Consider the following 23,840-nt stretch of genomic DNA (forward strand, 5'->3'; position numbering starts at 1 on the left):
ATACCAATGGAATTAAAGAATAAAAATGTTTTTATTACTGGCTCTAGCCGTGGGATTGGTCTGGCTATTGCCCATAAGTTTGCAAGTGCAGGTGCCAATATTGTCTTGAACGGTCGCGGTCAAATTTCAGACGAAGTTTTGGCTGAGTTTGCTGGCTATCCGGTCAAAGTCGTGGCTATTTCAGGCGATGTGTCTGATGGTACTGATGCTAAGCGAATGATCGATGAGGCGATTGTGGCTTTGGGATCTGTAGATGTCTTGGTCAATAATGCTGGAATTACCCGTGATAAGATTATGCTCAAGATGACAGAGGAAGACTTCGAGCAAGTGCTGAAGGTCAATCTGACTGGAGCCTTTAATATGACGCAAGCCGTCTTGAAACCAATGACCAAGGCTCGTCAGGGAGCAATTATCAATCTATCAAGTGTTGTCGGTTTGACTGGTAATGTCGGTCAGGCCAACTATGCAGCTTCTAAAGCTGGCTTGATTGGATTTTCTAAGTCGGTTGCTCGTGAGGTAGCTGGGCGCAATATTCGTGTCAATGTGATTGCCCCAGGCTTTATCGAATCGGATATGACAGACGGGCTTTCTGAAAAAATCAAAGAAGCTTCTCTGGCTCAAATCCCAATGAAACGGTTCGGCAATACCGAAGAAGTAGCGGATGTTGCCCTATTCTTAGCAGATCAGGAATACCTTACTGGTCAGGTCATCGCGATTGATGGCGGACTGACAATGCAGTAATTACATGCATTTGGATTTGACAGTTTACCAATTATCATAAAGGAGTTCACTATGAAACTAAATCGAGTTGTTGTGACAGGTTATGGCTTAACCTCTCCCATCGGAAATACACCAGAAGAATTTTGGAATAGTTTAAAAGAAGGTAAGATTGGAATTGGTCCCATCACCAAGTTTGACCACAGTGATTTTGCTGTTCATAATGCGGCAGAAGTCCAAGACTTTCCTTTTGATAAATACTTTATCAAGAAAGATACCAATCGTTTTGACAACTATTCTTTGTATGCCTTGTATGCAGCTCAAGAAGCGGTGACAAATGCCAATCTTGATGTAGAATCAATCGATAAAGACCGCTTTGGTGTCATCGTGGCTTCTGGTATCGGTGGTATCAAGGAAATCGAAGATCAAGTTATCCGTTTGCATGAAAAAGGTCCAAAACGCGTTAAGCCAATGACTCTTCCAAAAGCTTTGCCAAATATGGCTTCAGGAAATGTTGCTATGCGCTTCGGAGCAAACGGGATTTGTAAATCAATCAATACAGCTTGTGCCTCATCAAATGATGCGATTGGGGATGCTTTCCGCTCTATCAAGTTTGGTTTCCAAGATGTCATGTTAGTTGGTGGATCAGAAGCTTCTATCACTCCATTTGCCATTGCTGGTTTCCAAGCTTTGACAGCTCTTTCTACGACAGAAGACCCAACTCGTGCTTCTATTCCATTTGATAAAGATCGTAACGGCTTTGTCATGGGAGAAGGTTCTGGTCTGTTGGTGCTTGAAAGTCTGGAACATGCTGAAAAGCGTGGAGCGACTATCTTGGCTGAAGTAGTTGGCTATGGAAATACTTGTGATGCTTACCATATGACTTCACCTCATCCAGAAGGTCAAGGTGCCATCAAGGCAATTAAATTGGCTTTGGAAGAGGCGGAGATCTCTCCAGAGCAAGTAGCTTATGTCAATGCCCACGGTACTTCAACTCCTGCTAATGAAAAAGGAGAAAGTGGTGCGATCGTAGCTGTTCTTGGTAAAGAAGTACCTGTATCTTCAACCAAGTCCTTTACAGGACACTTGCTTGGGGCTGCAGGAGCGGTAGAAGCCATCGCTACAATTGAAGCCATGCGTCATAACTATGTACCAATGACAGCTGGAACAAGTGAATTGTCAGACTATATCGAAGCGAATGTCGTTTATGGACAAGGCTTGGAGCAAGAAATCCCTTATGCTATTTCAAATACCTTTGGTTTTGGCGGTCACAATGCTGTTCTGGCATTCAAGCGTTGGGAGGGCTAGATGAATATCAATGAAATTAAAGACTTGATGGCTCAGTTTGACCAGTCAAGCCTGCGTGAATTTTCTTATAAAAATCAAAGTGATGAATTGACTTTCAGCAAGAATGAAAGTTCTGCCGCAGTCGCAGCAACTCCATCAGTCAGTGCAGCTCCAGTTGTAGCTCCTGTGCAGCCAGCAAGCGCACCTGTATCTGAGACAGTTTCCCAAGCAGCTCCAACTGCAGCACCTGAGGTGGCTCCAGAGGCTCCAGCTCCAGCTGCTGAAGGCGATGTCGTGGAAAGTCCCTTGGTTGGTGTCGCTTACTTAGCATCTGGTCCAGATAAACCAGCTTTTGTCAGTGTAGGGGACCAAGTTAAAAAAGGTCAAACCCTGATGATTATTGAAGCCATGAAGGTCATGAATGAAGTTCCAGCACCTAAAGATGGTCTGGTAACGGAAATTCTGGTTCAGAATGAAGAAATGGTTGAGTTTGGGAAAGGGCTGGTACGCATCAAATGATTGATATCAATGCAATAAAAGAGGCGCTTCCGCACCGCTATCCTATGTTGTTGGTGGACCGTGTATTGGAAGTCAGCGAAGATGAGGTTGTCGCTCTGAAAAATGTGACAATCAACGAGCCATTCTTTAACGGACATTTTCCCCAGTATCCAGTTATGCCGGGTGTCTTAATCATGGAAGCACTGGCTCAAACGGCTGGTGTGCTGGAATTGTCTAAAGAAGAAAACAAGGGCAAACTGGTCTTCTATGCTGGCATGGACAAGGTTAAGTTCAAGAAGCAAGTTGTGCCAGGTGACCAGCTGATTATGACAGCCAAGTTTGTCAAGCGTCGTGGCACTATTGCAGTGGTAGAGGCCAAGGCCGAAGTTGATGGTAAACTTGCAGCCAGCGGAACCTTGACCTTTGCGATTGGTCAATAAGAAAGAGGAGATTTCACCATGTTTCGTAAAATTTTAATTGCTAACCGTGGGGAAATTGCGGTCAGAATTATTCGTGCAGCTCGCGAGCTAGGAATTGATACAGTCGCTGTTTATTCAACAGCTGACAAGGAAGCGCTCCATACTTTACTGGCTGATGAGGCAGTCTGCATCGGGCCAGCCAAGTCTACGGATTCTTATCTGAACATGAATGCCGTCTTATCTGCTGCTGTTCTGACAGGTGCAGAAGCCATTCACCCTGGTTTTGGTTTTTTGAGCGAAAACTCTAAATTTGCGACCATGTGCGAAGAAGTCGGAATTAAGTTTATTGGGCCTTCAGGTGCTGTTATGGACATGATGGGGGACAAGATTAATGCTCGGGCTCAGATGATTAAGGCGAAAGTGCCAGTTATCCCAGGTTCTGATGGGGAAGTTCATACCTCTGAAGAAGCCTTGGAAGTAGCCGAAAAAATTGGCTATCCAGTCATGCTCAAAGCTTCTGCTGGTGGCGGCGGCAAGGGCATTCGTAAGGTTGAAAAGTCTGAGGATTTAGTAGCGGCCTTTGAGTCTGCTTCTAGTGAAGCCAAAGCGGCCTTTGGGAATGGTGCCATGTATATGGAGCGAGTCATCTATCCAGCTCGCCATATTGAAGTGCAGATCTTGGCAGATCAGCAGGGGCATGTGGTTCACTTGGGCGAGCGGGATTGCTCTTTGCAGCGGAATAATCAGAAGGTGCTGGAAGAAAGTCCATCTGTGGCAATTGGGAAAACCCTGCGCCAGCAGATTGGGGAAGCGGCTGTTCGGGCTGCTGAGTCAGTCGGCTATGAAAATGCCGGAACGATTGAGTTTCTGTTAGATGAAGCCAAGGGTGAATTCTACTTTATGGAGATGAATACTCGCGTGCAGGTAGAGCATCCAGTGACTGAGTTTGTCACCGGTGTGGATATTGTTAAAGAGCAGATTAAGATTGCGGATGGTCAGGAGCTGTCCTTTAGTCAAGAAGATGTTGAAATTCGCGGCCATGCGATTGAATGTCGGATCAATGCTGAAAATCCAGCTTTTAACTTTGCACCGAGCCCAGGCAAGATTTCCAATCTTTATCTGCCAAGTGGCGGAGTGGGACTGCGTGTGGATTCAGCAGTCTATCCTGGCTACACCATTCCTCCTTACTATGACAGTATGATTGCCAAAATCATCGTTCACGGGGAAAATCGCTTTGATGCCCTGATGAAGATGCAACGGGCTCTCTATGAGCTAGAAATCGACGGTGTCGTGACTAATAGCAGTTTCCAGCTGGATTTGATTTCAGATCCTAATGTGATTGCTGGTGATTATGATACAGCCTTTCTCATGGAGAAGTTCCTTCCGGCTTATCAAGAGAAAAAATAGATGACAAGGAGTGATTTTGTTTGAAAGAAGCAGAATCACTCTACAATTTGATGAAGGAGTAAGCAATGCCTTTGTTTTCAAAAAAGGATAAATATATTCGGATCAATCCTAATCGTTCCTCTCGTGCCTTGCCTCAGCCAAAACCAGAAGTTCCAGATGAGCTTTTTTCCAAGTGTCCAGGTTGTAAGCATACCATTTATCAAAAGGATTTGGGGGCAGAGCGTGTCTGTCCAAGCTGTGGCTACACTTTTCGGATTTCAGCTTTTGAGCGTCTGAGTTTGACGGTGGATGAAGGAAGCTTTGAGGAATTGTTCACAGGTATTGAGACGACAGATCCCTTACATTTTCCAAATTATCAAGGAAAACTGGCAAAGATGCGGGAAAAGACTGGTCTAGATGAGGCTGTTTTGACTGGAACCGCTATGATAAAAGGCCAAAAATTAGCCCTTGGGATCATGGATTCTAACTTTATCATGGCTTCCATGGGAACGGTTGTGGGTGAAAAGATTACCCGCCTCTTTGAGTTTGCGACAGAGCATAAGCTGCCGGTTGTCCTCTTTACGGCTTCTGGCGGTGCTCGTATGCAGGAAGGTATCATGAGCCTGATGCAGATGGCTAAAACCTCAGCTGCTGTGCAACGTCATTCAAAGGCTGGTCTTTTTTACCTGACTGTTTTGACAGATCCGACTACAGGCGGTGTCACAGCTTCCTTCGCTATGGAAGGGGATATTATCTTGGCAGAAGCGCAGGCTTTGGTAGGCTTTGCCGGTCGCCGGGTCATTGAGTCTACTGTACGGGAAAAATTGCCAGATGATTTTCAAAAGGCAGAGTTTTTACTGGAGCATGGCTTTGTTGATGCGATTGTAAAACGTGGTGAATTGCGGGATCGGATTGCTACTCTCTTGAGATTTCATGGAGGTGACCAATGACAAAAATCAGTCAGATTATCAAAGCAGCGCGTGATCAGTCCCGTTTGACGGCTCTGGATTTTGCCCAAGGAATTTTTGATGATTTTGTGGAATTGCACGGAGATCGTGGTTTCCGTGATGATGGTGCTGTTATTGGCGGTATCGGAACCTTAAATGGTCAGCCAGTCACAGTGGTCGGCATTCAAAAAGGTCGCAATTTGCAGGATAACTTACGGCGGAACTTTGGTCAGCCCCATCCAGAAGGCTATCGCAAGGCTCTACGTCTCATGAAGCAGGCTGAAAAATTTGGCCGTCCAGTCGTGACCTTTATCAATACGGCTGGTGCCTATCCTGGTGTCGGTGCTGAGGAGCGCGGACAGGGTGAAGCAATTGCCCGTAATCTCATGGAAATGAGTGATTTGAAAGTGCCCATTATTGCCATTATCATCGGCGAGGGTGGCTCTGGCGGGGCACTGGCCTTAGCAGTTGCTGATAAGGTCTGGATGCTGGAAAACTCTATGTATGCCATTCTCAGTCCAGAAGGCTTTGCCTCGATTTTATGGAAGGATGGCAGCCGAGCAATGGAGGCGGCGGAGATGATGAAAATCACCTCGCACGAACTTTTGCAGATGGGTGTCGTTGATAAGGTCATCCCTGAACGCGGCTTTAATAAAAATGAGCTCTTAGCTGCAGTCAAGCAAGAGATCAGTACTGAACTGGCGGAACTTTCCAAACTTTCTCTCGAGCAACTTTTGGAAGATCGCTATCAACGTTTTAGAAAATATTAGCCAGAAGCCTTAGGGCTTCTTTTTCTTGCTTGAGAGAGGTATGGGGGCAGTTAAGGTGGGTAATATATTTTGGTTTGACATGTAGCAATATATTCTCTTTATAGAGGTCATATAAAATATATATTATACAAGTCATTGGTCCTATGTTAAGATAGTTTCTAATTAAAAGAAATGAGGTTTCATATGTCAGAATTTACTATCCATACGATTGAGTCTGCACCAGCTGAGGTGAAAGAGGTTTTAGAAACGGTTCAAAAAGATAACGGTGGGTACATTCCTAATCTTATCGGTCTTTTGGCCAATGCACCAACGGCTTTGGAAACTTATCGGACGGTTGGAGCTATCAATCGCCGTAACAGCCTGACACCGACTGAGCGTGAAGTAGTGCAGATTACGGCTGCAGTTACTAATGGTTGTGCTTTCTGTGTGGCGGGCCATACAGCCTTTTCAATCAAGCAGATTCAAATGAATGATGATCTTTTGGAGGCTCTGCGCAATCGAACTCCGATTGACACCGATCCGAAGCTAGATACGCTTGCTAAATTTACCATTGCTGTCATCAATACTAAGGGACGGGTCGGAGATGAGGCTTTGGCAGACTTCCTAGAAGCAGGCTATACACATGAGAATGCTCTGGATGTAGTTCTGGGTGTCAGCCTTGCGACCCTTTGCAATTATGCCAATAATCTAGCCAACACGCCAATTAATCCGGAATTGCAGCCTTATGCTTAGCCTTTGAGGGGGTGAAAGGGCTTTTTAGAACGACCCATTCTTTTTCATTGACTACAAGTCGAGTAAGAAATCAGTGCTGAACTAGCAGAACTTTCTAAATTTTCTCTTGCCTAACTATTGGAAGAATGTCATCAATACTTTAAGGAATGAAAAATTGTAAAACATAGTGCAAAAAAACTTACAGAACTTCAATTAGTGTAAACCATAAATAACCACATCAATAGATAACCAAGGAAATTCTATGAGCTACTATCATCTTACCTTTGAATAAATTATCTGTCTAACCTTTTGGGGTTAATAGAATATTCAAAATTTTTCATAAAACATTGACAAAAACCGAATATTATTTTAAAATAATAGAAAATTTAGAATAAACACCGAATGAAGTTTTTCAGAAATAAGAGTTTGAGCCTTATGACTGTGAAATGGACGGAACTCTGGAGAGACCATGATTGGCACCGAAGGGGCAAGGCAGGCAACTGCTCAAACTCTCAGGTAAAAGGACAGAGCAAGGGAAGGACAGGAAACGGTCGTTCTCAGGCATCCAGAGTACATGTTTACACATGTACTTTTCTTTTTCTCGGTGTGGAAAAGGAGCAGAAGATTTATGTTGAAATTGTTGAATCAAATTGATTCTTTGGTCTGGGGGCCTCCCCTCTTGATTTTATTAGTTGGAACAGGGCTTTATCTGACACTTCGTCTGAGGTTGCTACAGATTTCGCGCCTTTCTCGCGCCTTTCGCTTAATTTTTGTTTCCGGTGAGGATCATCATGGAGACGTGTCTAGCTTTGCAGCTCTTTGTACAGCATTGGCAGCCACGGTTGGCACGGGGAATATTATCGGTGTAGCGACTGCCATAAAAGTTGGTGGACCGGGCGCCTTATTTTGGATGTGGCTAGCGGCTTTCTTTGGAATGGCAACCAAGTATGCCGAAGGTTTATTAGCAATCAAGTATCGTTCCAAGGATGCCCACGGAGCCGTTGCTGGTGGTCCCATGCATTATATCTTACTGGGGATGGGAGAAAAATGGCGTCCACTGGCTATCTTCTTTGCTGTAGCGGGTGTCTTGGTGGCTCTTTTAGGGATTGGGACCTTCACACAGGTGAATTCCATTACAGAAGCTATGCAGAATACGATTCAGTTGCCTCCAGCTGTGACTGCCTCTATCTTGGCTATTTTGGTGGCTCTAGTTATTTTTAGCGGTATTCAGTCGATTGCTCGAGTGTCGACCAAGGTTGTGCCTTTTATGGCGGCTATTTATATCTTGGGGACTGTGACTGTATTAGCAGTCAATATAGATCGTTTGCTGCCAACTCTTCAGCTAGTCTTTAGTTCTGCCTTTAGTCAGACAGCTGCTGTTGGTGGCTTTGCTGGTGCAACCATCCAGATGGCGATTCAAAATGGGGTCGCACGCGGGGTATTCTCCAATGAATCTGGTTTAGGATCAGCACCCATTGCAGCGGCTGCAGCTAAGACCAAGGAGCCTGTCGAACAAGGTTTGATTTCTATGACGGGAACCTTTATCGATACTCTGATTATTTGTAGTCTGACAGGTCTAACAATTTTAATCACAGGAGTTTGGGATAGCAATCTTAACGGTGTGTCCTTGACTCAGGCAGCCTTTGCGACTGTCTTTGCTAATTTTGGTCCAATCCTTCTATCCGTTTTTCTAGTTCTGTTTGCTTTTACCACTATTTTAGGCTGGAACTACTACGGTGAGCGCTGCTTTGAGTTCCTTTTTGGTGTTAAATATATTCGCTTGTACCGAATCATCTTTGTCGCTATGGTGCTCTTAGGGGGCTTTATTGAGCTTGAAGCAGTTTGGGTCATTGCCGATATTGTCAATGCCTTGATGGCCTTGCCAAATCTTATTGCTCTTTTGGCCTTGTCTCCGGTTATTATTGCTGAAACCAAAAAGTATTTTGACAAGAAGGGCTGAGTTTCCATTTGCTGGATTTTTGAAAGAAGATTTTCTTGCTAAAGCTGCTTTGCCAGCTTTAGTTTTTTTATGGGCGAGAAATCTCTCGTCTTTTGTTATTGGTCAAAACATGGTATAATGAAGTATTAAGATTCTAGGAGGAAATGACATGCGTTGTCCCAAATGTGGCGGAAGCAAATCAAGTGTGGTTGACAGCCGGCAGGCAGAAGATGGAAATACAATCCGTCGCCGCCGTGAATGCGAGGAATGCCAGCATCGTTTTACAACTTATGAGCGCGTGGAAGAAAGAACCCTAGTCGTTGTCAAAAAAGATGGAACGCGTGAGCAGTTTTCTCGGGATAAGATCTTTAACGGAATCATCCGTTCCGCTCAGAAGCGTCCGGTCTCAAGTGACGAGATCGAAGAATTGGTCAATCGGATTGAGCAAAAACTTCGCAGTCAGAGTGAAAATGAAATTGCCAGCGAATATATTGGCTCTCTGGTCATGGATGAGCTGGCCGAGCTGGATGAAATTACCTATGTCCGTTTTGCCAGTGTTTATCGGAGTTTCAAAGATGTTGGCGAGCTGGAAAGCCTTTTGAAGCAGATCACCAAGGGTTCTAAGAAGAAAAAGGAAAAATAAGGGCTTATGAAACCAAATGATCATTTTTCTTTCTTGTCTAATAACCAGGTCAGTCAAGATATGAGCGGGCTGACCCGTTATTATCTACCTATTGTGGGCAAGGATGCAGTGGCGCTTTATCTTTATCTGGTTTCTTTTGGGGATAATGGAGCTCAGCAGCGACTTTTCAGCCATATTTTAAATCATCTTGATTTTGGTATGGAAGTGTTGGAGAGAAGCTTGGAGCGCCTATCAGCTATTGGCTTGCTAGAGCTTTACCAGACGGAGACGGGATTTTTCATCCGACTCTATCCAACCTTGTCCGCTGAGGACTTCTTTGCTCATCATGTGTACAGTAGTCTTTTGGAGAAAAAGATTGGTCAGGCGGCAGTAGATAAGCTACGACCGGAAAATCCAGCTGGACAAAAAATCGGTGCTTCTTTTAGCCAGATTTATGGCATGGATGACATCAGTCTGACGAGAACTAGTCGCCAGAATGATTTTGACTTGACGCATTTTAAACAGAGAATGGCTCAGGATGGCTTGCGTTTTGCAGATGAGAAGTCGGACCTCTTGGACTTGTTTGCTATTGCGGAGCAGAAGAAATGGACGTGGTACGAGACCTATGTCTTAGCGCGTGAAACGGCTGTGTCACATGTGATTTCGACGAAACGGATGCAGCAAAAGATTCAGCAGAAACCAGTCTCGGGAGATTTTTCTCAGCAAGAGCAGTCTATTATCCGTGAGGCTAAAAGCAAGCAGCCCTTGTTCTTTTTGGCAGAAATCAAGAAAACCCGTCAGGCGGCCATTACGCGTAGTGAACGGAAGTTGATTCAGGATTTGGCAGAGATGGGGCTTTTGGATGAAGTTATCAATATCATCCTGCTACTGACTTTTAATAAGGTGGATTCAGCCAACCTCAATGAAAAGTATGCCCTCAAGGTGGCCAATGACTTTTCCTATCAAAAGGTGACCTCGGCTGAAGAGGCAGTCCTAAAAATCCGTGAGCGTAATCAGCAGACGAATAGTCGTCCTGCGCAAGTCAGCCCAGCTGCTGCTAAAAGCAATGTGCCAAACTGGAGTCAGCCGGATTACAAAAATGAAACCAGCTTAGAAAAACAAGCGGAACTAGAAGAGCAAAAAAGAAGGCTTTTAGCGAGACTGGAAGAGGGAGGCGATTAAATGGAAAAAATAGGACAGGCAATGCCTCATATGAATAAGGTGAAGCAGTTTGATTATCAAAAATTAGTCCAGCAGATTTTAGCAGATCCAGATATCGCTGCCTTTATCAGTCGAGAACAACTGTCTCCAATCGAAATTCAGCGTAGCATTTCTAAGTTCAATCAATACATTACCGAACGAGATCGTTTCCTGCTAGAAGATCAGAACTATATTGCTAAGGGTTATAAGCCAATTTTGGTGAAAAATGAAGGCTATGCGGATGTTGCCTATGAGGAAACGCCTGAGTTGATCGAGCAGGAGAGACAGGAGGCGATTAGAAGCCGTCTCAACCTCATCAATTTACCAACCAGTCTAAAAGAAGCTAGTTTGGCCAAAGTAGACTTAGACGATGTCGGTCGTTACAAGGCTTTTGAACTCTTGACCAGTTTTGTTGCGGATTTTCCGCATTATCAAAAGGCTGTTTACCTCTACGGAGATTTCGGCGTGGGTAAGAGCTACATGATGGCTGCGCTGGCGCATGATTTGTCAGAAAAACGTAGTGTCTCAACGACTCTGCTCCACTATCCGAGCTTTGTTTTGGATGTTAAGAATGCGATCAGTTCTGGCTTGGTCAAGGACAAGATTGACCAGGTCAAGACAGCTCAAGTGCTGATTTTGGACGATATCGGTGCAGAGCAGTCTAGCCCCTGGATGCGCGATGAGATTTTGCAGGTTATTCTCCAGCACCGTATGCAGGAAAATCTGCCAACTTTCTTTACTTCTAACTTTAGTTTTGCAGATTTGGAGCGTCACTTTGCTAATTCTAAGAATGGCGATGAGACCTGGCAAGCCAAGCGGGTTATGGAGCGGATCAAGTTTTTGGCTCAAGAAGTGCATCTAGAAGGAGAGAACCGTCGATGAATGAAACAATTAACTTGATGAAAGCTCATACGTCTATTCGGCGCTTTACAGAAGAGCAAATTTCGAATGAAGAACTACGCGCCATTATCGATGCTGGACGTGCTGCTTCCAGCTGGAAAAACTTCCAGTCCTACTCTATCATTGTGGTGCGCAGTCAGGAGAAAAAAGAAGCCCTTTTTGAGTTGGTTCCGCAGAAAGCAATTCTTCAGGCTTCAGCATTTTTGCTTTTTGTTGGCGACCTCAATCGTGCTCAAAAGGGCGTTCAATTGCAAACGGATGGTTTTTACCCTGAAGGAACCGAAAATATTCTCATTAGCTCGGTAGATGCTGCTTTGGCAGGGCAAAACACCCTCTTAGCAGCTGAAAGTCTGGGTTATAGCGGTGTTATTATTGGTTTAGTCCGCTACGAAGCTTCAAAAATTGCCCAGCTCTTTAATCTGCCAGACTATACTTATCCAGTTTTCGGCATGGCTTTAGGAAAGCCCAATCAAAACCATGCTTTCAAGCCACGCCTGCCGTATGAAGCGGTGGTCTTTGAGGAAGAATACTGTGAGCAACTCAGCTCAGTCATCGAGGTCTATGACCGTGTGCAGGCTGAGTATGCTGGTGAGCGAGCACAGGATACTTGGAGCCAGCGTTTGGCAGCCCAATTTGGTCAGGAGCCAAATCAAGCGATTGACCAACTGTTCAAAGAAAAGAAATTAAAAAAATAAGGCGGGGCTCAGCTCTGTCCCAAAGAATGAAAGAGGAAAAACATGGCTTTACCAACTATTGCCATTGTCGGCCGTCCCAATGTCGGCAAGTCAACGCTATTTAACCGGATTGCGGGTGAGCGGATTTCCATTGTCGAAGACGTGGAAGGGGTTACTCGTGACCGCATCTATGCGACGGCAGATTGGCTGAATCGTAAGTTTAGTATCATTGATACAGGCGGAATTGACGATGTTGATGCGCCTTTTATGGAGCAAATCAAGCACCAAGCTGAAATCGCTATGGACGAGGCTGATGTTATCATTTTTGTCGTGTCTGGCAAGGAAGGTATCACGGATGCGGACGAGTATGTGGCTCGCATGCTCTACAAGACCCACAAGCCGATTATCTTAGCGGTTAATAAAGTGGATAATCCCGAAATGCGCAATGAAATCTATGATTTCTATGCTCTAGGCTTGGGCGATCCATTTCCAGTATCTTCTGTCCACGGGATTGGTACAGGGGATGTTCTAGACGCTATCGTTGAAAATCTTCCACATGAGGAAGTGGTTGAAAATCCTGATATGATCAAGTTTAGCTTGATTGGCCGGCCTAATGTCGGCAAGTCCAGCTTGATTAATGCCATCTTAGGTGAGGATCGGGTCATTGCCAGTCCAGTGGCTGGTACCACGCGTGATGCTATTGATACGGTCTTTACGGACAGTGAAGGTCAGGAATTTACCATGATCGATACGGCTGGTATGCGCAAGTCGGGCAAGGTATATGAAAATACGGAGAAATACTCTGTTATGCGGGCTATGCGGGCGATTGATCGCTCAGATGTCGTTCTGATGGTGCTTAATGCTGAAGAAGGAATTCGTGAGTACGACAAGCGAATCGCTGGCTTTGCCCATGAAGCAGGAAAAGGAATGATCATCGTCGTCAATAAGTGGGACACGCTGGAAAAAGACAACCATACTATGAAAGACTGGGAAGAAGATATTCGTGACCAGTTCCAGTACTTGTCTTATGCGCCGATTATTTTTGTCTCTGCCCTGACCAAGCAGCGTCTCCATAAGCTGCCAGACATGATTAAGCAAATCAGTCAGAGTCAGAATACCCGTATTCCATCAGCAGTGCTCAATGATGTCATCATGGATGCTATCGCCATCAATCCGACACCGACTGATAAGGGCAAGCGTCTCAAGATTTTTTATGCGACTCAGGTTGCGACCAAACCGCCGACCTTTGTCATCTTTGTCAACGAAGAAGAGCTTATGCACTTCTCTTACCTGCGTTTCTTGGAAAATCAAATTCGCGAGGCCTTTGTCTTTGAAGGAACACCGATTCACTTGATTGCAAGGAAGCGGAAGTAGGACTTGCTTTGGACTATTTATAAAGAAAAAACAAGAGCGATTTCAGGGAATTCATGGGCGGAAGCTTATCTTTAAAACCCTAAACTTGCTAGCTCAAAATTTGGAATAGACTGATGAGGGAAACTGAATTGGAAAATTGGGTTTCTCTCATTTTTTGATGATGAGCTTTCTCCGTCTCAGGTCGGATTTGGGCTTAAAAAATGGTTTTTAAAAGAGTTTTAGCCTTAATTATGGTAAAATAATGTCTGAATACTATTAGCTATCAAATGAATTGAATGAGGTCTTTATGATGAACATCGGAATCGATCAAATCGGTTTTGCGACTAGCAATTATGTTTTAAAATTAGATCATCTGGCTGAGGAGCGGGGCATTGATCCCAACAAGCTCAGCAAGGGATTATTGATGAAGGAGATCAGCATTGCTCCTTTAACTGAGGATATTGTCACTTTGGGTGCGACAGCGGCTGAGCAAATCTTGACTGTAGAGGACAAGAAGGTCATTGATATGGTCATTGTCGCAACAGAGTCTAGCATCGACCAAAGCAAGGCGGCTTCGGTCTTTATTCATGGTCTTTTAGGCATTCAGCCCTTTGCTCGTAGCTTTGAAATTAAAGAGGCCTGCTATGGAGCAACTGCTGCTCTAGACTATGCCAAGCTGCATATCAGACAATATCCAGAAAGCAAGGTCTTGGTCATCGCTAGTGACATTGCCAAATACGGGGCAGAGACGCCAGGCGAGCCGACTCAAGGCGCAGGCGCTGTCGCTATGTTGATCAGTCAAAATCCACGCATCCTTGAATTCAATGAAGATAATGTGGCTCAGACTCGTGATATTATGGATTTCTGGCGTCCAAATTATTCGACGACTCCTTACGTCAATGGTGTTTACTCAACCCAGCAGTACCTGGATTGCCTCAAGACGACTTGGAACGAATACCAAAAGCGTCATGGTTTAGCTTTGGGAGACTTTGCGGCGGTTTGTTTCCATCTTCCCTATCCCAAATTGGCGCTTAAGGGGCTGAATAAAATTATGGATAAAAGCTTGTCTCAGGAGGAGCAAAAAGGCCTGCAAGAAAACTTTGACAAGTCTATTCTCTATAGCCAAAAGGTCGGGAATATCTATACAGGCTCGCTCTTTCTGGGGCTCTTGTCCCTCTTAGAAAACTCTGAGAATCTTAAGGCTGGTGACAAGATTGCTCTCTTTAGTTATGGTAGTGGTGCTGTGGCCGAGATTTTTAGTGCCAATCTGGTAGAAGGTTATGAAAAACAGCTGATAACTAATCGTTTGGAGAAATTAAATCAACGTCAAGAACTGACTGTTGCTGCTTATGAAGAGCTTTTCTTTGCAGAAGCCCAGCTAGATGAAAACGGATCAGCTGTTTTTACTGACTACGATGACCAAGTTTACGCCTTGGTTCAAATCGACCAACACCAGCGCAAGTATATCAAAGTTGAGAAACCATCATGAAAATAAATTGGACCGGATTTTCTAAAAAAACGCCTGCAGAGCGGCTAGAGTTTCTGAAAGCCCATGAACTACTCCAGACTGAGAATTGGCAAAATCTTGCTAATCAAAGCCATTTACCGCTGGAGACAGCCAATCAAATGAGTGAAAATGTGCTTTCTGTTTTGGCTTTACCTTATTCGATTGCACCGGACTTTCTCATAGATGGGCAGGTTTATCAGGTACCTTTTGCAACAGAGGAGCCCTCTGTCGTTGCTGCTGCTAGTTTCGCAGCAAAAATCATTAAGCGCAACGGCGGTTTCAAGACCAAGATTCATAATCGGCAGATGGTTGGGCAGGTCGCACTCTATGATGTGCCCGATGTAGCTAAAGCCTTAGAGCAAATCCAAAATGAGAAGTCAGCTTTATTAGAATTGGCAAATCAAGCCCATCCTTCCATCGTCAAGCGAGGAGGTGGGGCGCGTGATTTGAGAACGGATTTCCTGGAGGGAGAGACGGACTTTCTAGTTGTCTACCTTGTCGTGGACACTCAGGAAGCTATGGGTGCCAATATCCTTAATACAATGCTAGAAGCCCTAAAAGAACGGTTAGAGGAGTTAACAGGTGGACAGAGCTTGATGGCCATCCTGTCTAACTATGCGACTGAAGCGCTTGTAACAGCCTCTTGTGAAATTGATTTCCACTCACTCAGTCGAGACAAGGCAGAAGCTGAACGAACTGCTCAAAGAATCGCTTTAGCTAGTCAGTTTGCAAAGCAGGATCCTTATCGGGCCAGCACGCATAATAAAGGCATTTTCAACGGAATTGATGCAGTTCTTTTGGCGACAGGTAATGACTGGCGCGCTATTGAAGCAGGGGCCCATGCCTATGCTGCTCGTGATGGCCGTTATCAAGGATTGAGTAACTGGGAGGCCAATTTAGAGGAAAGAAAACTCCATGGCCAGTTGACTTTACCCATGCCGGTTGCGGCTAAGGGAGGCTCCATCGGTCTTAATCCAATGGTTGTCGCCAGTTTTGATTTATTGGGGCAACCGACAGCCAAAGAATTAGCTTCGATTATCGCTTCTGTCGGCTTAGCGCAAAATTTTGCAGCTTTAAGAGCGCTGGTGACCACGGGAATTCAGGCTGGCCACATGAAGCTCCAAGCCAAATCTCTAGCTTTATTGGCAGGTGCTCAGGAAGATGAGATTGCTACTGTCGTTGCAGAACTTCTCAAAGAGAAGCAATTTAATCAGGCAAAAGCTAAGGAAATTCTAACCAAAATGCGTAAAGAAAAATGAGTCAATATGTATTGACTCATTTTTTATAGTGAAGAGGATGCTTCTTCAGATAGCTGTAAATCTTTAAGACAACCGTCCCGCTAGCCATGCCGATAGAGATGACCAAGGCTAGGATGACGACCAAGGTAGCATTGACCATAGCATGACTGTAATCACCTGTCACAAAGAAAGCAGTTGTCCGGTAAGAAATATATCCGGGTACTAGAGGCGCTAGAATAGCCAAAATAAAGACGACAGCTGGCGTTCTGTAGATGATGCTGAGGATTTGGCTGGCACAGGAACCAATGATAGCAGCCACAAAGGTTGCAATGATGACATTGGTCGGTCCCTTGAGCAAGAGATAGAGTAGCCAAGTAGCCATTCCTAAAACTCCGCCAGGAATCAGCATACTACGCTGGACATTTAGAACGATTAGAAAAGTGATGATAGCCAGTAGGCTGGCCAGAGCTTGTAGTAAGAAAGTCAAGATTGTCATAGGCTTATTTCATAAGAATGAGGGCGACAGAGGTACCAGCACCGAGAGCAAGGGTAATGAGGAGCGATTCAAAGAGTTTGCTCATTCCAGAGTTGATATGGTTGGTCATGATATCTCTAACTGAGTTGGTCAGAGCGATTCCTGGAACGAAGGGCATGACAGCTCCTGCGATAATCAAGTCTGCTGTCGAATCGAATCCCGAATAGTAAGCCCAAATCTGGGCTAATAATCCGAAGACAAAAGCTCCAGCAAAGGCCGAAACAAAAGGAATTCGAATATATTTATCGACATAAAGGGAGAAAGAGAAGCCAAATAGAGTCGCGATACCGGCTCCAAGAGCATCGTAAAAATTTCCACCGAACATGATAGAAAAGAAAGGAGCACTGAGTGTAGCTGCTGCGATGAGTTCTCTTTTGCTATAGGGAACCCCTTTCGTTTTAAGTGCCCTTAGCTGTTCAAGAGCCTCTTCCAAATTGATTGCTCCACTGACTAATTGCCGAGAAACCTGATTGACATCGCAGACTTTCTCGATATTGTAGTTCATATGGATATTTCGCTTCATTCGAGAAATATTAGTATTTTCAATTGAAAAGAATATGGCAACGGGCATGGCTAAGGCATTGCAGTCCAGGATGCCTTGCGAATGGGCAATCCGAATCATGGTGTCTTCGACCCGATAAATCTCTGAGCCGCTTTGTAATAGCAAGGTTCCAGCTAGCATGATAACATCGACGGCCAGATTAAGATTTTTTTCATCTGTAGACATTTTCTCAGCCATTATATCCCCTTTTTTCATTTCACAATAACTCTATTATAACACAAATGCTCAAAGCTATCTCTCCAAAGTAAAAGAAAACCAGCTGATTTTCAGCTGGTTTTACAATTAGGAAAGAGGCTTAGCTAAGTGCATCATCCATAGAAAGAACTTCGTGGAAGACACGTTGTGTCAATTCAGTTTTTTGTTCTGGAGTGAGATATTTAGTGTTTACACAGTATCCAGAGATACGTACGATAACGTCTTCGCCAGACATGATCTTGTCATAAACATCTTGCAAGTCCATAACGTTCAAGTTAACGTGTTGTCCACCGTTTTCAAAGTAACCATCAAGGATTGTTACCAAATTATCAACTTGTTCGTCACGAGTCTTACCAAGAGCACGAGGTGAAACTTGAGTTGTCAATGAGATACCGTCAGCTGCGTAGCTGAAGTCAAGACTAGCAAGTGAGTTCAAGTTTTGCAACCAACCACCTTTCGCTTTGTTAGATGGGTTAGCACCTGGTGAGAAGAATTCAAGTTTAGATAAGTTCACAGAACCATCTTCGTTGAGGTATACACCTTTATGGACTGGTGAGTTACCAGTCTGTTTAGAGTAAGCAACGTTAGATGTGATGGTCAAAAGTGATACTGTAGCTTCAGCGTCTTTGTAAAGTTTATGGCTACGTAGACGAGTTGTGTAAGCTTCGATCAACCATTCTGCCAATTCGTTTGAACGTGGGTCATCTTCACCCCAACGTGGGTATTCACCGATTGTTTCGTAATCGTAGATGTAGCCATTTTCGTCACGGATTGGTTTAACGGTAGCGTACTTGATAGCTGACAATGTGTCAACAGTGTTAGCGAATCCGCAGATACCGAATCCCATGTTAGCACGTTGTTTAGTTGGCAAGAAGGCCATTTGAACAGCTTCGTAGTTGTACTTGTCAGTCATGTAGTGGATGATGTTCAAGGCATCTACGTAAGTGTCAGTCAACCAGTCCAGAGATTTTTCAAAGTTCGCTTTAACAGATTCGAATTCAAGAACTTCGTCACGGATAGGATCGATGTCAAATACTTTGTAGTCTTTATGCACATCATCGTAACCACCGTTCAAACCAGTAAGAAGGGCTTTAAGAACGTTTACACGAGCACCGAAGTACTGAATGTTGTGGCGTTGTTCTTCGTTTTCTGGGTCAAGTGGTGACACACAGCATGAGATACAGCTCATTTCTCCGTATCCGTCTTTAGCCATTGTTGTTACACCTTCGTATTGGATAGAAGAGTGTTTGTGGCTCATGTGCATACAGTAGCGACGGAAGTTGTATGGCAATTTGTCAGTCCAGAGAACTGTCAAGTTTGGCTCTGGAGAGTTACCGATGTTGTCAAGAGTGTTCAAGAAACGGTAGTCCATCTTCGTAACACGGTGGCGACCGTCGTTCCCCATACCAGCCATAGAAGTTGTGATGAAGGTTGGGTCACCTGAGTACAATTGGTCATAAGCTTTTGTACGAGCAAACTTCACTGTACGAAGTTTCATAACGAAATCATCAACAAATTCTTGGATTTCTGATTCAGTAAATGTACCACGAGCAAGGTCACGTTCTGCAAAGATGTCGAGTACGATTGGTACACGTCCTAGAGATGTAGCAGCACCGTTGATAACACGGCAGACAGCCATGAAGGCGATGTTAACCCATTGGATGGCTTCTTTCGTATTCATCGCTGGTTTGCGGACATCAACTCCGTAAAGGTCACCCAAGCGAACGACTTGTTGCAATGCTTGATATTGAAGATTTACTTCTTCACGAAGACGGATTGTTTCTTCGTCGATTTCTTTGATTGCATTCCAGTCGTTGACTTTTTCTTGCATCAAGTAGTCTGCACCGTAAAGAGCAAGACGTGCGTAAACACCGATGATACGTCCACGTGAGTAGGCATCTGGAAGACCTGTTACAGTGTGGGCGTGACGAGCACGGCGGATGTTAGAAGTATAAGCACGGAAAATACCGTCGTTAACAGTTGTCACATATTTTGTGAAAATTTCGTGAACAGCTGGATCAGGTTCATAACCATTTTCCTTCAAAGTTGTTTCAGCCATACGGATACCACCTTTTGGCATGAAGTTCAATTTGAAGAGTTCATCGTTTTGAATACCGTAAATTAGTTCGTTATCTCTGTCGATATAACCAGCAGGGATATCTGCAATAGATGTTGGACGAGTGTCCATTGGGAAACGAGTTTCTTCGTAGTGAGCTTTTGTTTCTTCTACGATTTTTTTGATATGGAGTGAGCGCTCAGTAGGACCTGCCAAGAAGCTTTCATCTCCATCATAAGGTGTGTAGTTGGCTTGAACGAAGCGAGAAACACTTGCTTTCTCTTTCCAGTCTTCACCTTTGAAGCCTTCCCAAGCCTTGTCAAAAATGTCTTGAGCTTCCACAACTGTTTTAACAACCATTAGATTTTCCTCTTTATTCTAGCAACATAAACTGTTACATTTATAATTAAAGTATATCATAAGGTAATCGGTTTCACAAACGAATTTCAGAGCTAAAAGAGGCTTTCTTTTATAATACAGATTGATATTTTATTGCAAACTGTTTTATAATTTTGAAAATGGTAAATGAAAATAGTAGAAAGAAGCTGATAAGTTGAATTATTTTGTACTTGCTTTGAACGTTACTATGGAGAATTTGTCCAATACGGAAATTCCTATTTTATTACTTTGTCTATGCATCTCAGAAAGTTTCTCACATTTTCCGGTCTTGCTTTTGAGTAAAAATCCTTTGAAACTTGCTTTAAAAATGATAAAATTTGCTAAAGAGCTATTCTAACTTATAGGAGACGGCATGCTAATTTTTCCGCTAATCAATGACACATCGCGAAAGATCATTCATATTGATATGGATGCTTTTTTTGCTTCGGTCGAAGAGCGGGACAATCCTAAGTTAAAGGGGCATCCGGTCATCATCGGCAGCGACCCACGCTTGACTGGCGGTCGTGGTGTCGTCTCCACCTGCAATTATGAGGCCAGAAAGTTCGGGGTTCATTCGGCTATGAGCTCCAAGGAAGCCTATGAGCGTTGCCCGCAGGGAATTTTCATCTCAGGGAATTACGAAAAATACCAAACAGTTGGCTTGCAGATCCGAGAGATTTTTAAACGCTATACGGATAAAATTGAGCCCATGAGCATCGACGAGGCTTATCTGGATGTGACGGAGAATAAGCTAGGGCTTAAATCTGCGGTCAAGATAGCCAAGTTGATCCAGCACGATATCTGGAATGAATTGCAGCTGACGGCTTCGGCAGGTGTTTCTTATAATAAGTTTCTGGCCAAGATTGCCAGTGATTATGAGAAACCGCACGGTCTGACGGTTATTTTACCCGAAGAGGCAGAGGCTTTTTTGGCGTCTATGGACATTGCCAAATTTCATGGGGTGGGGAAGAAGAGTGTTGAGAAACTGCATGATATGGGGGTCTATACTGGCGCAGATTTGCTCAAGATACCGGAAATGACCTTGATTGATAAGTTCGGCCGCTTTGGCTTTGATCTCTACCGGAAAGCGCGTGGCATCAGCGATAGTCCGGTCAAGTCCAATCGTATCCGCAAGTCTATCGGTAAGGAGCGAACCTATGCTAAATTGCTCCATGGCGAGGAGGATATAAAAAAAGAACTATCTCGCTTGGCAGCTAAGGTCGCTCTCAGCTTAGAGAAACACCAGAAAGCTGGCAAGACGGTTGTCCTCAAAATCCGCTATGCTGACTTTTCAACCCTAACCAAAAGGAGGACCTTGGAGCAAGAAACGAAGGAAGTCGAAGTGATTGAGCGGGTTAGTCATGAAATCTATGACAGCCTGGAAGAGCAGCCGCGAGGCGTTCGCTTATTAGGACTGACAGTGACGGGGTTTGGATAAGAATGTAAAAGAGTCTGGGACACAACTGTCTCAGACGCTATTTTTATAGGGAATATTTGATAAGGCACTCTGTAAACTTTTATGACAGCTTCAAAGGTAGACCTAGGCATCTGTTTCTATTTGGTTGTCATTGTCAAATATACTGTGGATATCCTCCTCGGTCAGTCCGATTAGAGGATCGATTGTTAGGATATTTTCCTCCGTAAGGATATAGTTTTCCACAGGCGATTCGCTGTTATCCACAGGATTGTGGATAATTTCTTGAGAGGGTTCTACATCTTCAAAGCGCTCAATCAGATAGGTTTTGCGAGCTGTTCCGGTATTTTTTACGGCGTAGTCAAAGGCTGACTTTTCCCCAAGTAGGATTAGTTTGCTCTTGGCTCGGGTAATAGCAGTGTAGACCAGATTGCGCTGGAGCATGCGGTGGCTGCTGCGGGTGATAGGCAGGATGACCACGGGAAACTCGCTACCTTGAGACTTGTGGATGCTCATGGCATAGGCTAGGCGAATTTTGTACCATTCGCTGCGCTGGTAGCTAATTTCATTGCCGTCAAAGTTGATGGTTAATTCGTCCTGCTTGGACTCGGTGTACTTAGCTGGGAGCAGGTTGACGATGTAGCCTAAGTCACCGTTAAAAACATTGCTTTCGGCATCATTGACCAAGTGGATAACCCTGTCTCCTTGTCGATATTGGCAATCGGGTGCTTCAAAGGTCAGCTGGTCTTTTTCCACAGGATTGATGAGATTTTGCATGAGGCTATTAATCTGGTCAATACCGGCCTGTCCGCGGTACATGGGAGCCAGCACTTGCACATCTTGAGCTGGGATGCCGCTGCGAATAGCTGCGCTGGCGATTCGTTCAATCATGGGCGGGATGTGTTCATTTCGAGCTTCAAAATAAGAACGATCCGCTTTTTTCTCAGTAAAATCTTCTGGTAGTAGTCCTTTTTGGATTTGACTAGCCAGAGTGACAATGGTCGAATCTTGGCTCTGACGGTAAATTTTTTCCAGCTTGGTTTGGGGGATACTCGGTATTTGCAATAGGTCAGCTAATACCTGCCCAGGACTGACAGAGGGTAACTGCTCTGCATCCCCAACCAAGAGCAGTTTGGTATTGGTGGAGATATTGCTGAGGAGCTGATTGGCCAGCCAAGTGTCCACCATGGAGAACTCGTCCACGATGATAAAGTCAGCATCCAGATAATCATCCAAATGACTGGTATCATCATCTCCAGTCATACCGAGATGTCGGTGGATCGTAGCGCTGGGTAGTCCAGTCAGTTCGTTCATACGGCGAGCAGCTCGACCAGTCGGAGCAGCAAGGAGAATGGGCAAATCTGCCTTCTTTTTCAAATCCAAGTCTCGAAGCTGGCTATAGACAGCGATGATACCATTGATGACGGTTGTTTTTCCTGTTCCTGGTCCACCAGTCAGGATGAAGACTTTTTGTGTAATGGCGTCGAAAATAGCCTGCTTCTGAATCTGATCATAGTGGATGCCTAGGTCATCTTCAGCTTGGCTGATGGCATCGAGGATTTTTTCGTTTTCAAAGCGATCCTGATGGCCTTTTTCCAAGAGGCGGACCAGATTGCTGCGGATACCTTCCTCGGCAAAGAAGAGGCTGTTTTCAAAAATCTTAGTCTCAACATTTTGGACTTTGTCTTCTTCAATCAGGTGAGCTAATTCATCGGCTACCAGACTAGGGTCTAGCTCTACTTGGCGCGAACTCTCCAGAAGATCAATCGTATGTGCCAATAGGTCTCTGGCTTCCAAATAGGTATCGCCAGTTTCCATGGATTGGGTCAGGAGGGTATGAATCAAGCCAGCCCGAAAACGCTCAGGGGCATCACTTTCAATTCCCAACTGCTGGGCCAGCTGGTCAGCAATTTTAAAACCGATACCTTGGATATCTTCAACTAGTTGGTAGGGATAGTGCTCGACAATTTCCAGCGTTTCTTCCTTGTAGGTTTCCTGAATCTGAAAGGCTAGTTTGTTGGGAATGCCGTAGGCAGCCAGTTTGGCTAAGACCAGCTCTGTTCCATAGTTGAGTTGCAGTTTGGCCACAAAGGCTTCTCGGTTCTTGGCAGAAAGGCCAGCGATTTCTTTAAGTTTTTCTGGCTCAGCTAAAATCTTATCAATGGTTTCATCCCCATAGAGTTCCACAATTTTTTGAGCTGTCTTGACCCCGATGCCTTTAAAGTGGTCACTGGAAAAATATTTAACCAGCCCTTTGCTAGTCGGTTTTGCCCTCTCGTAGCGGGAAATTTTTAGCTGCTGTCCGTACTTTGGATGTTGGACTAGGTTGCCCCAAAATGTATAATCCTCGCCTTCGATAATATCGGCCATGGTTCCGGTCACGATAATCTCAAAATCATCAAAATCTTCACAATCCGTGTCTTGGATATCCAAGAGGAGGATTCGAAAGAAATTGCTGGGATTTTCAAAAATGATGCGCTCAATAGTGCCTGAAAAATAAAATTCTGTCATTGTTTATATATGCTCTTTAAA

21 protein-coding genes and 1 riboswitch are annotated in these 23,840 nt (G+C 44.5%); of the genes, 17 read left to right on the forward strand and 4 right to left on the reverse strand.

Annotated features, from left to right (window positions below; all coding sequences use genetic code 11):
• The first annotated feature begins 6 nt into the window (after positions 1 to 6).
• The 16 genes from fabG (at position 7) to SCRDD08_RS02335 (ending at position 16,189) form a co-directional block, all read left to right on the forward strand.
• Positions 7 to 741 carry a 3-oxoacyl-[acyl-carrier-protein] reductase gene (fabG, locus tag SCRDD08_RS02260; protein ID WP_061422235.1) on the forward strand — a complete coding sequence of 245 codons (735 nt, stop codon included), beginning with the start codon at positions 7 to 9 and terminating at the stop codon, positions 739 to 741.
• Positions 742 to 792: 51 nt separating this feature from the next.
• Entirely contained in the window at positions 793 to 2,025 is a 1,233-nt protein-coding gene (fabF, locus tag SCRDD08_RS02265; RefSeq protein WP_061422236.1) for a beta-ketoacyl-ACP synthase II, read from the forward strand.
• Positions 2,026 to 2,523: an acetyl-CoA carboxylase biotin carboxyl carrier protein gene (gene accB, locus SCRDD08_RS02270; RefSeq protein WP_061422238.1), complete on the forward strand. Its 498-nt coding sequence runs from the start codon at positions 2,026 to 2,028 to the stop codon at positions 2,521 to 2,523.
• Positions 2,520 to 2,942 (forward strand): 3-hydroxyacyl-ACP dehydratase FabZ, encoded by a 423-nt coding sequence (gene fabZ / locus SCRDD08_RS02275; protein WP_061422240.1) that lies wholly within the window; start codon positions 2,520 to 2,522, stop codon positions 2,940 to 2,942. The genes accB and fabZ overlap by 4 nt, the downstream gene beginning before the upstream one ends.
• 18 nt (positions 2,943 to 2,960) lie before the next feature.
• Complete coding sequence (locus SCRDD08_RS02280) at positions 2,961 to 4,328, forward strand: acetyl-CoA carboxylase biotin carboxylase subunit (protein WP_061422242.1); 1,368 nt, start codon at positions 2,961 to 2,963, stop codon at positions 4,326 to 4,328.
• Positions 4,329 to 4,393: 65 nt separating this feature from the next.
• The gene (gene accD, locus SCRDD08_RS02285; protein ID WP_061422244.1) at positions 4,394 to 5,257 is read left to right on the forward strand and encodes an acetyl-CoA carboxylase, carboxyltransferase subunit beta; all 864 of its coding nucleotides are present in this window, start codon (positions 4,394 to 4,396) and stop codon (positions 5,255 to 5,257) included.
• Entirely contained in the window at positions 5,254 to 6,024 is a 771-nt protein-coding gene (locus SCRDD08_RS02290; protein WP_045500627.1) for an acetyl-CoA carboxylase carboxyl transferase subunit alpha, read from the forward strand. Before accD ends, SCRDD08_RS02290 begins: the two co-directional genes overlap by 4 nt.
• A 183-nt stretch (positions 6,025 to 6,207) precedes the next feature.
• Positions 6,208 to 6,756 (forward strand): carboxymuconolactone decarboxylase family protein, encoded by a 549-nt coding sequence (locus SCRDD08_RS02295; protein ID WP_009659051.1) that lies wholly within the window; start codon positions 6,208 to 6,210, stop codon positions 6,754 to 6,756.
• A 427-nt stretch (positions 6,757 to 7,183) separates the two neighbouring features.
• Positions 7,184 to 7,273, forward strand: a riboswitch (glycine riboswitch).
• A gap of 90 nt (positions 7,274 to 7,363) precedes the next feature.
• Positions 7,364 to 8,695 carry an alanine/glycine:cation symporter family protein gene (locus SCRDD08_RS02300; RefSeq protein ID WP_061422246.1) on the forward strand — a complete coding sequence of 444 codons (1,332 nt, stop codon included), beginning with the start codon at positions 7,364 to 7,366 and terminating at the stop codon, positions 8,693 to 8,695.
• A 148-nt stretch (positions 8,696 to 8,843) separates the two neighbouring features.
• Positions 8,844 to 9,317 carry a transcriptional regulator NrdR gene (nrdR, locus tag SCRDD08_RS02305; protein ID WP_005591110.1) on the forward strand — a complete coding sequence of 158 codons (474 nt, stop codon included), beginning with the start codon at positions 8,844 to 8,846 and terminating at the stop codon, positions 9,315 to 9,317.
• Between the two features lie 6 nt (positions 9,318 to 9,323).
• Positions 9,324 to 10,478, forward strand: a complete 1,155-nt coding sequence (locus tag SCRDD08_RS02310) for a replication initiation and membrane attachment family protein (protein ID WP_061422249.1) — start codon at positions 9,324 to 9,326, stop codon at positions 10,476 to 10,478.
• Positions 10,479 to 11,378, forward strand: coding sequence for a primosomal protein DnaI (dnaI, locus tag SCRDD08_RS02315; protein WP_061422251.1), 900 nt, complete (start codon positions 10,479 to 10,481; stop codon positions 11,376 to 11,378).
• Positions 11,375 to 12,091: a nitroreductase family protein gene (locus SCRDD08_RS02320; RefSeq protein WP_061422253.1), complete on the forward strand. Its 717-nt coding sequence runs from the start codon at positions 11,375 to 11,377 to the stop codon at positions 12,089 to 12,091. The genes dnaI and SCRDD08_RS02320 overlap by 4 nt, the downstream gene beginning before the upstream one ends.
• Before the next feature lie 42 nt (positions 12,092 to 12,133).
• The gene (gene der, locus SCRDD08_RS02325) at positions 12,134 to 13,444 is read left to right on the forward strand and encodes a ribosome biogenesis GTPase Der (protein ID WP_061422255.1); all 1,311 of its coding nucleotides are present in this window, start codon (positions 12,134 to 12,136) and stop codon (positions 13,442 to 13,444) included.
• A gap of 289 nt (positions 13,445 to 13,733) precedes the next feature.
• Positions 13,734 to 14,912, forward strand: a complete 1,179-nt coding sequence (locus SCRDD08_RS02330) for a hydroxymethylglutaryl-CoA synthase (RefSeq protein ID WP_061423247.1) — start codon at positions 13,734 to 13,736, stop codon at positions 14,910 to 14,912.
• Positions 14,909 to 16,189 (forward strand): hydroxymethylglutaryl-CoA reductase, degradative, encoded by a 1,281-nt coding sequence (locus tag SCRDD08_RS02335; protein ID WP_061422257.1) that lies wholly within the window; start codon positions 14,909 to 14,911, stop codon positions 16,187 to 16,189. Before SCRDD08_RS02330 ends, SCRDD08_RS02335 begins: the two co-directional genes overlap by 4 nt.
• Before the next feature lie 16 nt (positions 16,190 to 16,205).
• Here the strand turns inward: SCRDD08_RS02335 and SCRDD08_RS02340 are convergent, their stop codons facing one another.
• The 3 genes from SCRDD08_RS02340 to pflB form a co-directional block, all read right to left on the reverse strand.
• Positions 16,206 to 16,664 carry a threonine/serine exporter family protein gene (locus SCRDD08_RS02340; protein WP_045498515.1) on the reverse strand — a complete coding sequence of 153 codons (459 nt, stop codon included), beginning with the start codon at positions 16,662 to 16,664 and terminating at the stop codon, positions 16,206 to 16,208.
• A gap of 4 nt (positions 16,665 to 16,668) precedes the next feature.
• Positions 16,669 to 17,442 carry a threonine/serine exporter family protein gene (locus SCRDD08_RS02345; protein ID WP_061422259.1) on the reverse strand — a complete coding sequence of 258 codons (774 nt, stop codon included), beginning with the start codon at positions 17,440 to 17,442 and terminating at the stop codon, positions 16,669 to 16,671.
• A gap of 118 nt (positions 17,443 to 17,560) precedes the next feature.
• Entirely contained in the window at positions 17,561 to 19,876 is a 2,316-nt protein-coding gene (gene pflB, locus SCRDD08_RS02350) for a formate C-acetyltransferase (RefSeq protein ID WP_061422260.1), read from the reverse strand.
• A 391-nt stretch (positions 19,877 to 20,267) separates the two neighbouring features.
• Between pflB and dinB the strand changes: the two genes are divergently transcribed.
• The gene (gene dinB, locus SCRDD08_RS02355; RefSeq protein WP_061422262.1) at positions 20,268 to 21,332 is read left to right on the forward strand and encodes a DNA polymerase IV; all 1,065 of its coding nucleotides are present in this window, start codon (positions 20,268 to 20,270) and stop codon (positions 21,330 to 21,332) included.
• 102 nt (positions 21,333 to 21,434) lie between these two features.
• Here the strand turns inward: dinB and recD2 are convergent, their stop codons facing one another.
• Positions 21,435 to 23,819: an SF1B family DNA helicase RecD2 gene (gene recD2, locus SCRDD08_RS02360; protein ID WP_061422264.1), complete on the reverse strand. Its 2,385-nt coding sequence runs from the start codon at positions 23,817 to 23,819 to the stop codon at positions 21,435 to 21,437.
• Positions 23,820 to 23,840: the final 21 nt, after the last annotated feature.

Origin of the sequence: Streptococcus cristatus, assembly GCF_001578775.1 — a bacterium.
Taxonomy (GTDB): Bacteria; Bacillota; Bacilli; order Lactobacillales; family Streptococcaceae; genus Streptococcus; species Streptococcus cristatus_A.

Bases quoted from the DNA above. Each gene is read 5' to 3' on its own strand.
- fabG (WP_061422235.1), top strand. From the start codon at position 7: ATGGAATTAAAGAATAAAAATGTTTTTATTACTGGCTCTAGCCGTGGG.
- fabF (WP_061422236.1), top strand. From the start codon at position 793: ATGAAACTAAATCGAGTTGTTGTGACAGGTTATGGCTTAACCTCTCCC.
- accB (WP_061422238.1), top strand. From the start codon at position 2,026: ATGAATATCAATGAAATTAAAGACTTGATGGCTCAGTTTGACCAGTCA.
- fabZ (WP_061422240.1), top strand. From the start codon at position 2,520: ATGATTGATATCAATGCAATAAAAGAGGCGCTTCCGCACCGCTATCCT.
- SCRDD08_RS02280 (WP_061422242.1), top strand. From the start codon at position 2,961: ATGTTTCGTAAAATTTTAATTGCTAACCGTGGGGAAATTGCGGTCAGA.
- accD (WP_061422244.1), top strand. From the start codon at position 4,394: ATGCCTTTGTTTTCAAAAAAGGATAAATATATTCGGATCAATCCTAAT.
- SCRDD08_RS02290 (WP_045500627.1), top strand. From the start codon at position 5,254: ATGACAAAAATCAGTCAGATTATCAAAGCAGCGCGTGATCAGTCCCGT.
- SCRDD08_RS02295 (WP_009659051.1), top strand. From the start codon at position 6,208: ATGTCAGAATTTACTATCCATACGATTGAGTCTGCACCAGCTGAGGTG.
- SCRDD08_RS02300 (WP_061422246.1), top strand. From the start codon at position 7,364: ATGTTGAAATTGTTGAATCAAATTGATTCTTTGGTCTGGGGGCCTCCC.
- nrdR (WP_005591110.1), top strand. From the start codon at position 8,844: ATGCGTTGTCCCAAATGTGGCGGAAGCAAATCAAGTGTGGTTGACAGC.
- SCRDD08_RS02310 (WP_061422249.1), top strand. From the start codon at position 9,324: ATGAAACCAAATGATCATTTTTCTTTCTTGTCTAATAACCAGGTCAGT.
- dnaI (WP_061422251.1), top strand. From the start codon at position 10,479: ATGGAAAAAATAGGACAGGCAATGCCTCATATGAATAAGGTGAAGCAG.
- SCRDD08_RS02320 (WP_061422253.1), top strand. From the start codon at position 11,375: ATGAATGAAACAATTAACTTGATGAAAGCTCATACGTCTATTCGGCGC.
- der (WP_061422255.1), top strand. From the start codon at position 12,134: ATGGCTTTACCAACTATTGCCATTGTCGGCCGTCCCAATGTCGGCAAG.
- SCRDD08_RS02330 (WP_061423247.1), top strand. From the start codon at position 13,734: ATGAACATCGGAATCGATCAAATCGGTTTTGCGACTAGCAATTATGTT.
- SCRDD08_RS02335 (WP_061422257.1), top strand. From the start codon at position 14,909: ATGAAAATAAATTGGACCGGATTTTCTAAAAAAACGCCTGCAGAGCGG.
- SCRDD08_RS02340 (WP_045498515.1), bottom strand. From the start codon at position 16,664: ATGACAATCTTGACTTTCTTACTACAAGCTCTGGCCAGCCTACTGGCT.
- SCRDD08_RS02345 (WP_061422259.1), bottom strand. From the start codon at position 17,442: ATGGCTGAGAAAATGTCTACAGATGAAAAAAATCTTAATCTGGCCGTC.
- pflB (WP_061422260.1), bottom strand. From the start codon at position 19,876: ATGGTTGTTAAAACAGTTGTGGAAGCTCAAGACATTTTTGACAAGGCT.
- dinB (WP_061422262.1), top strand. From the start codon at position 20,268: ATGCTAATTTTTCCGCTAATCAATGACACATCGCGAAAGATCATTCAT.
- recD2 (WP_061422264.1), bottom strand. From the start codon at position 23,819: ATGACAGAATTTTATTTTTCAGGCACTATTGAGCGCATCATTTTTGAA.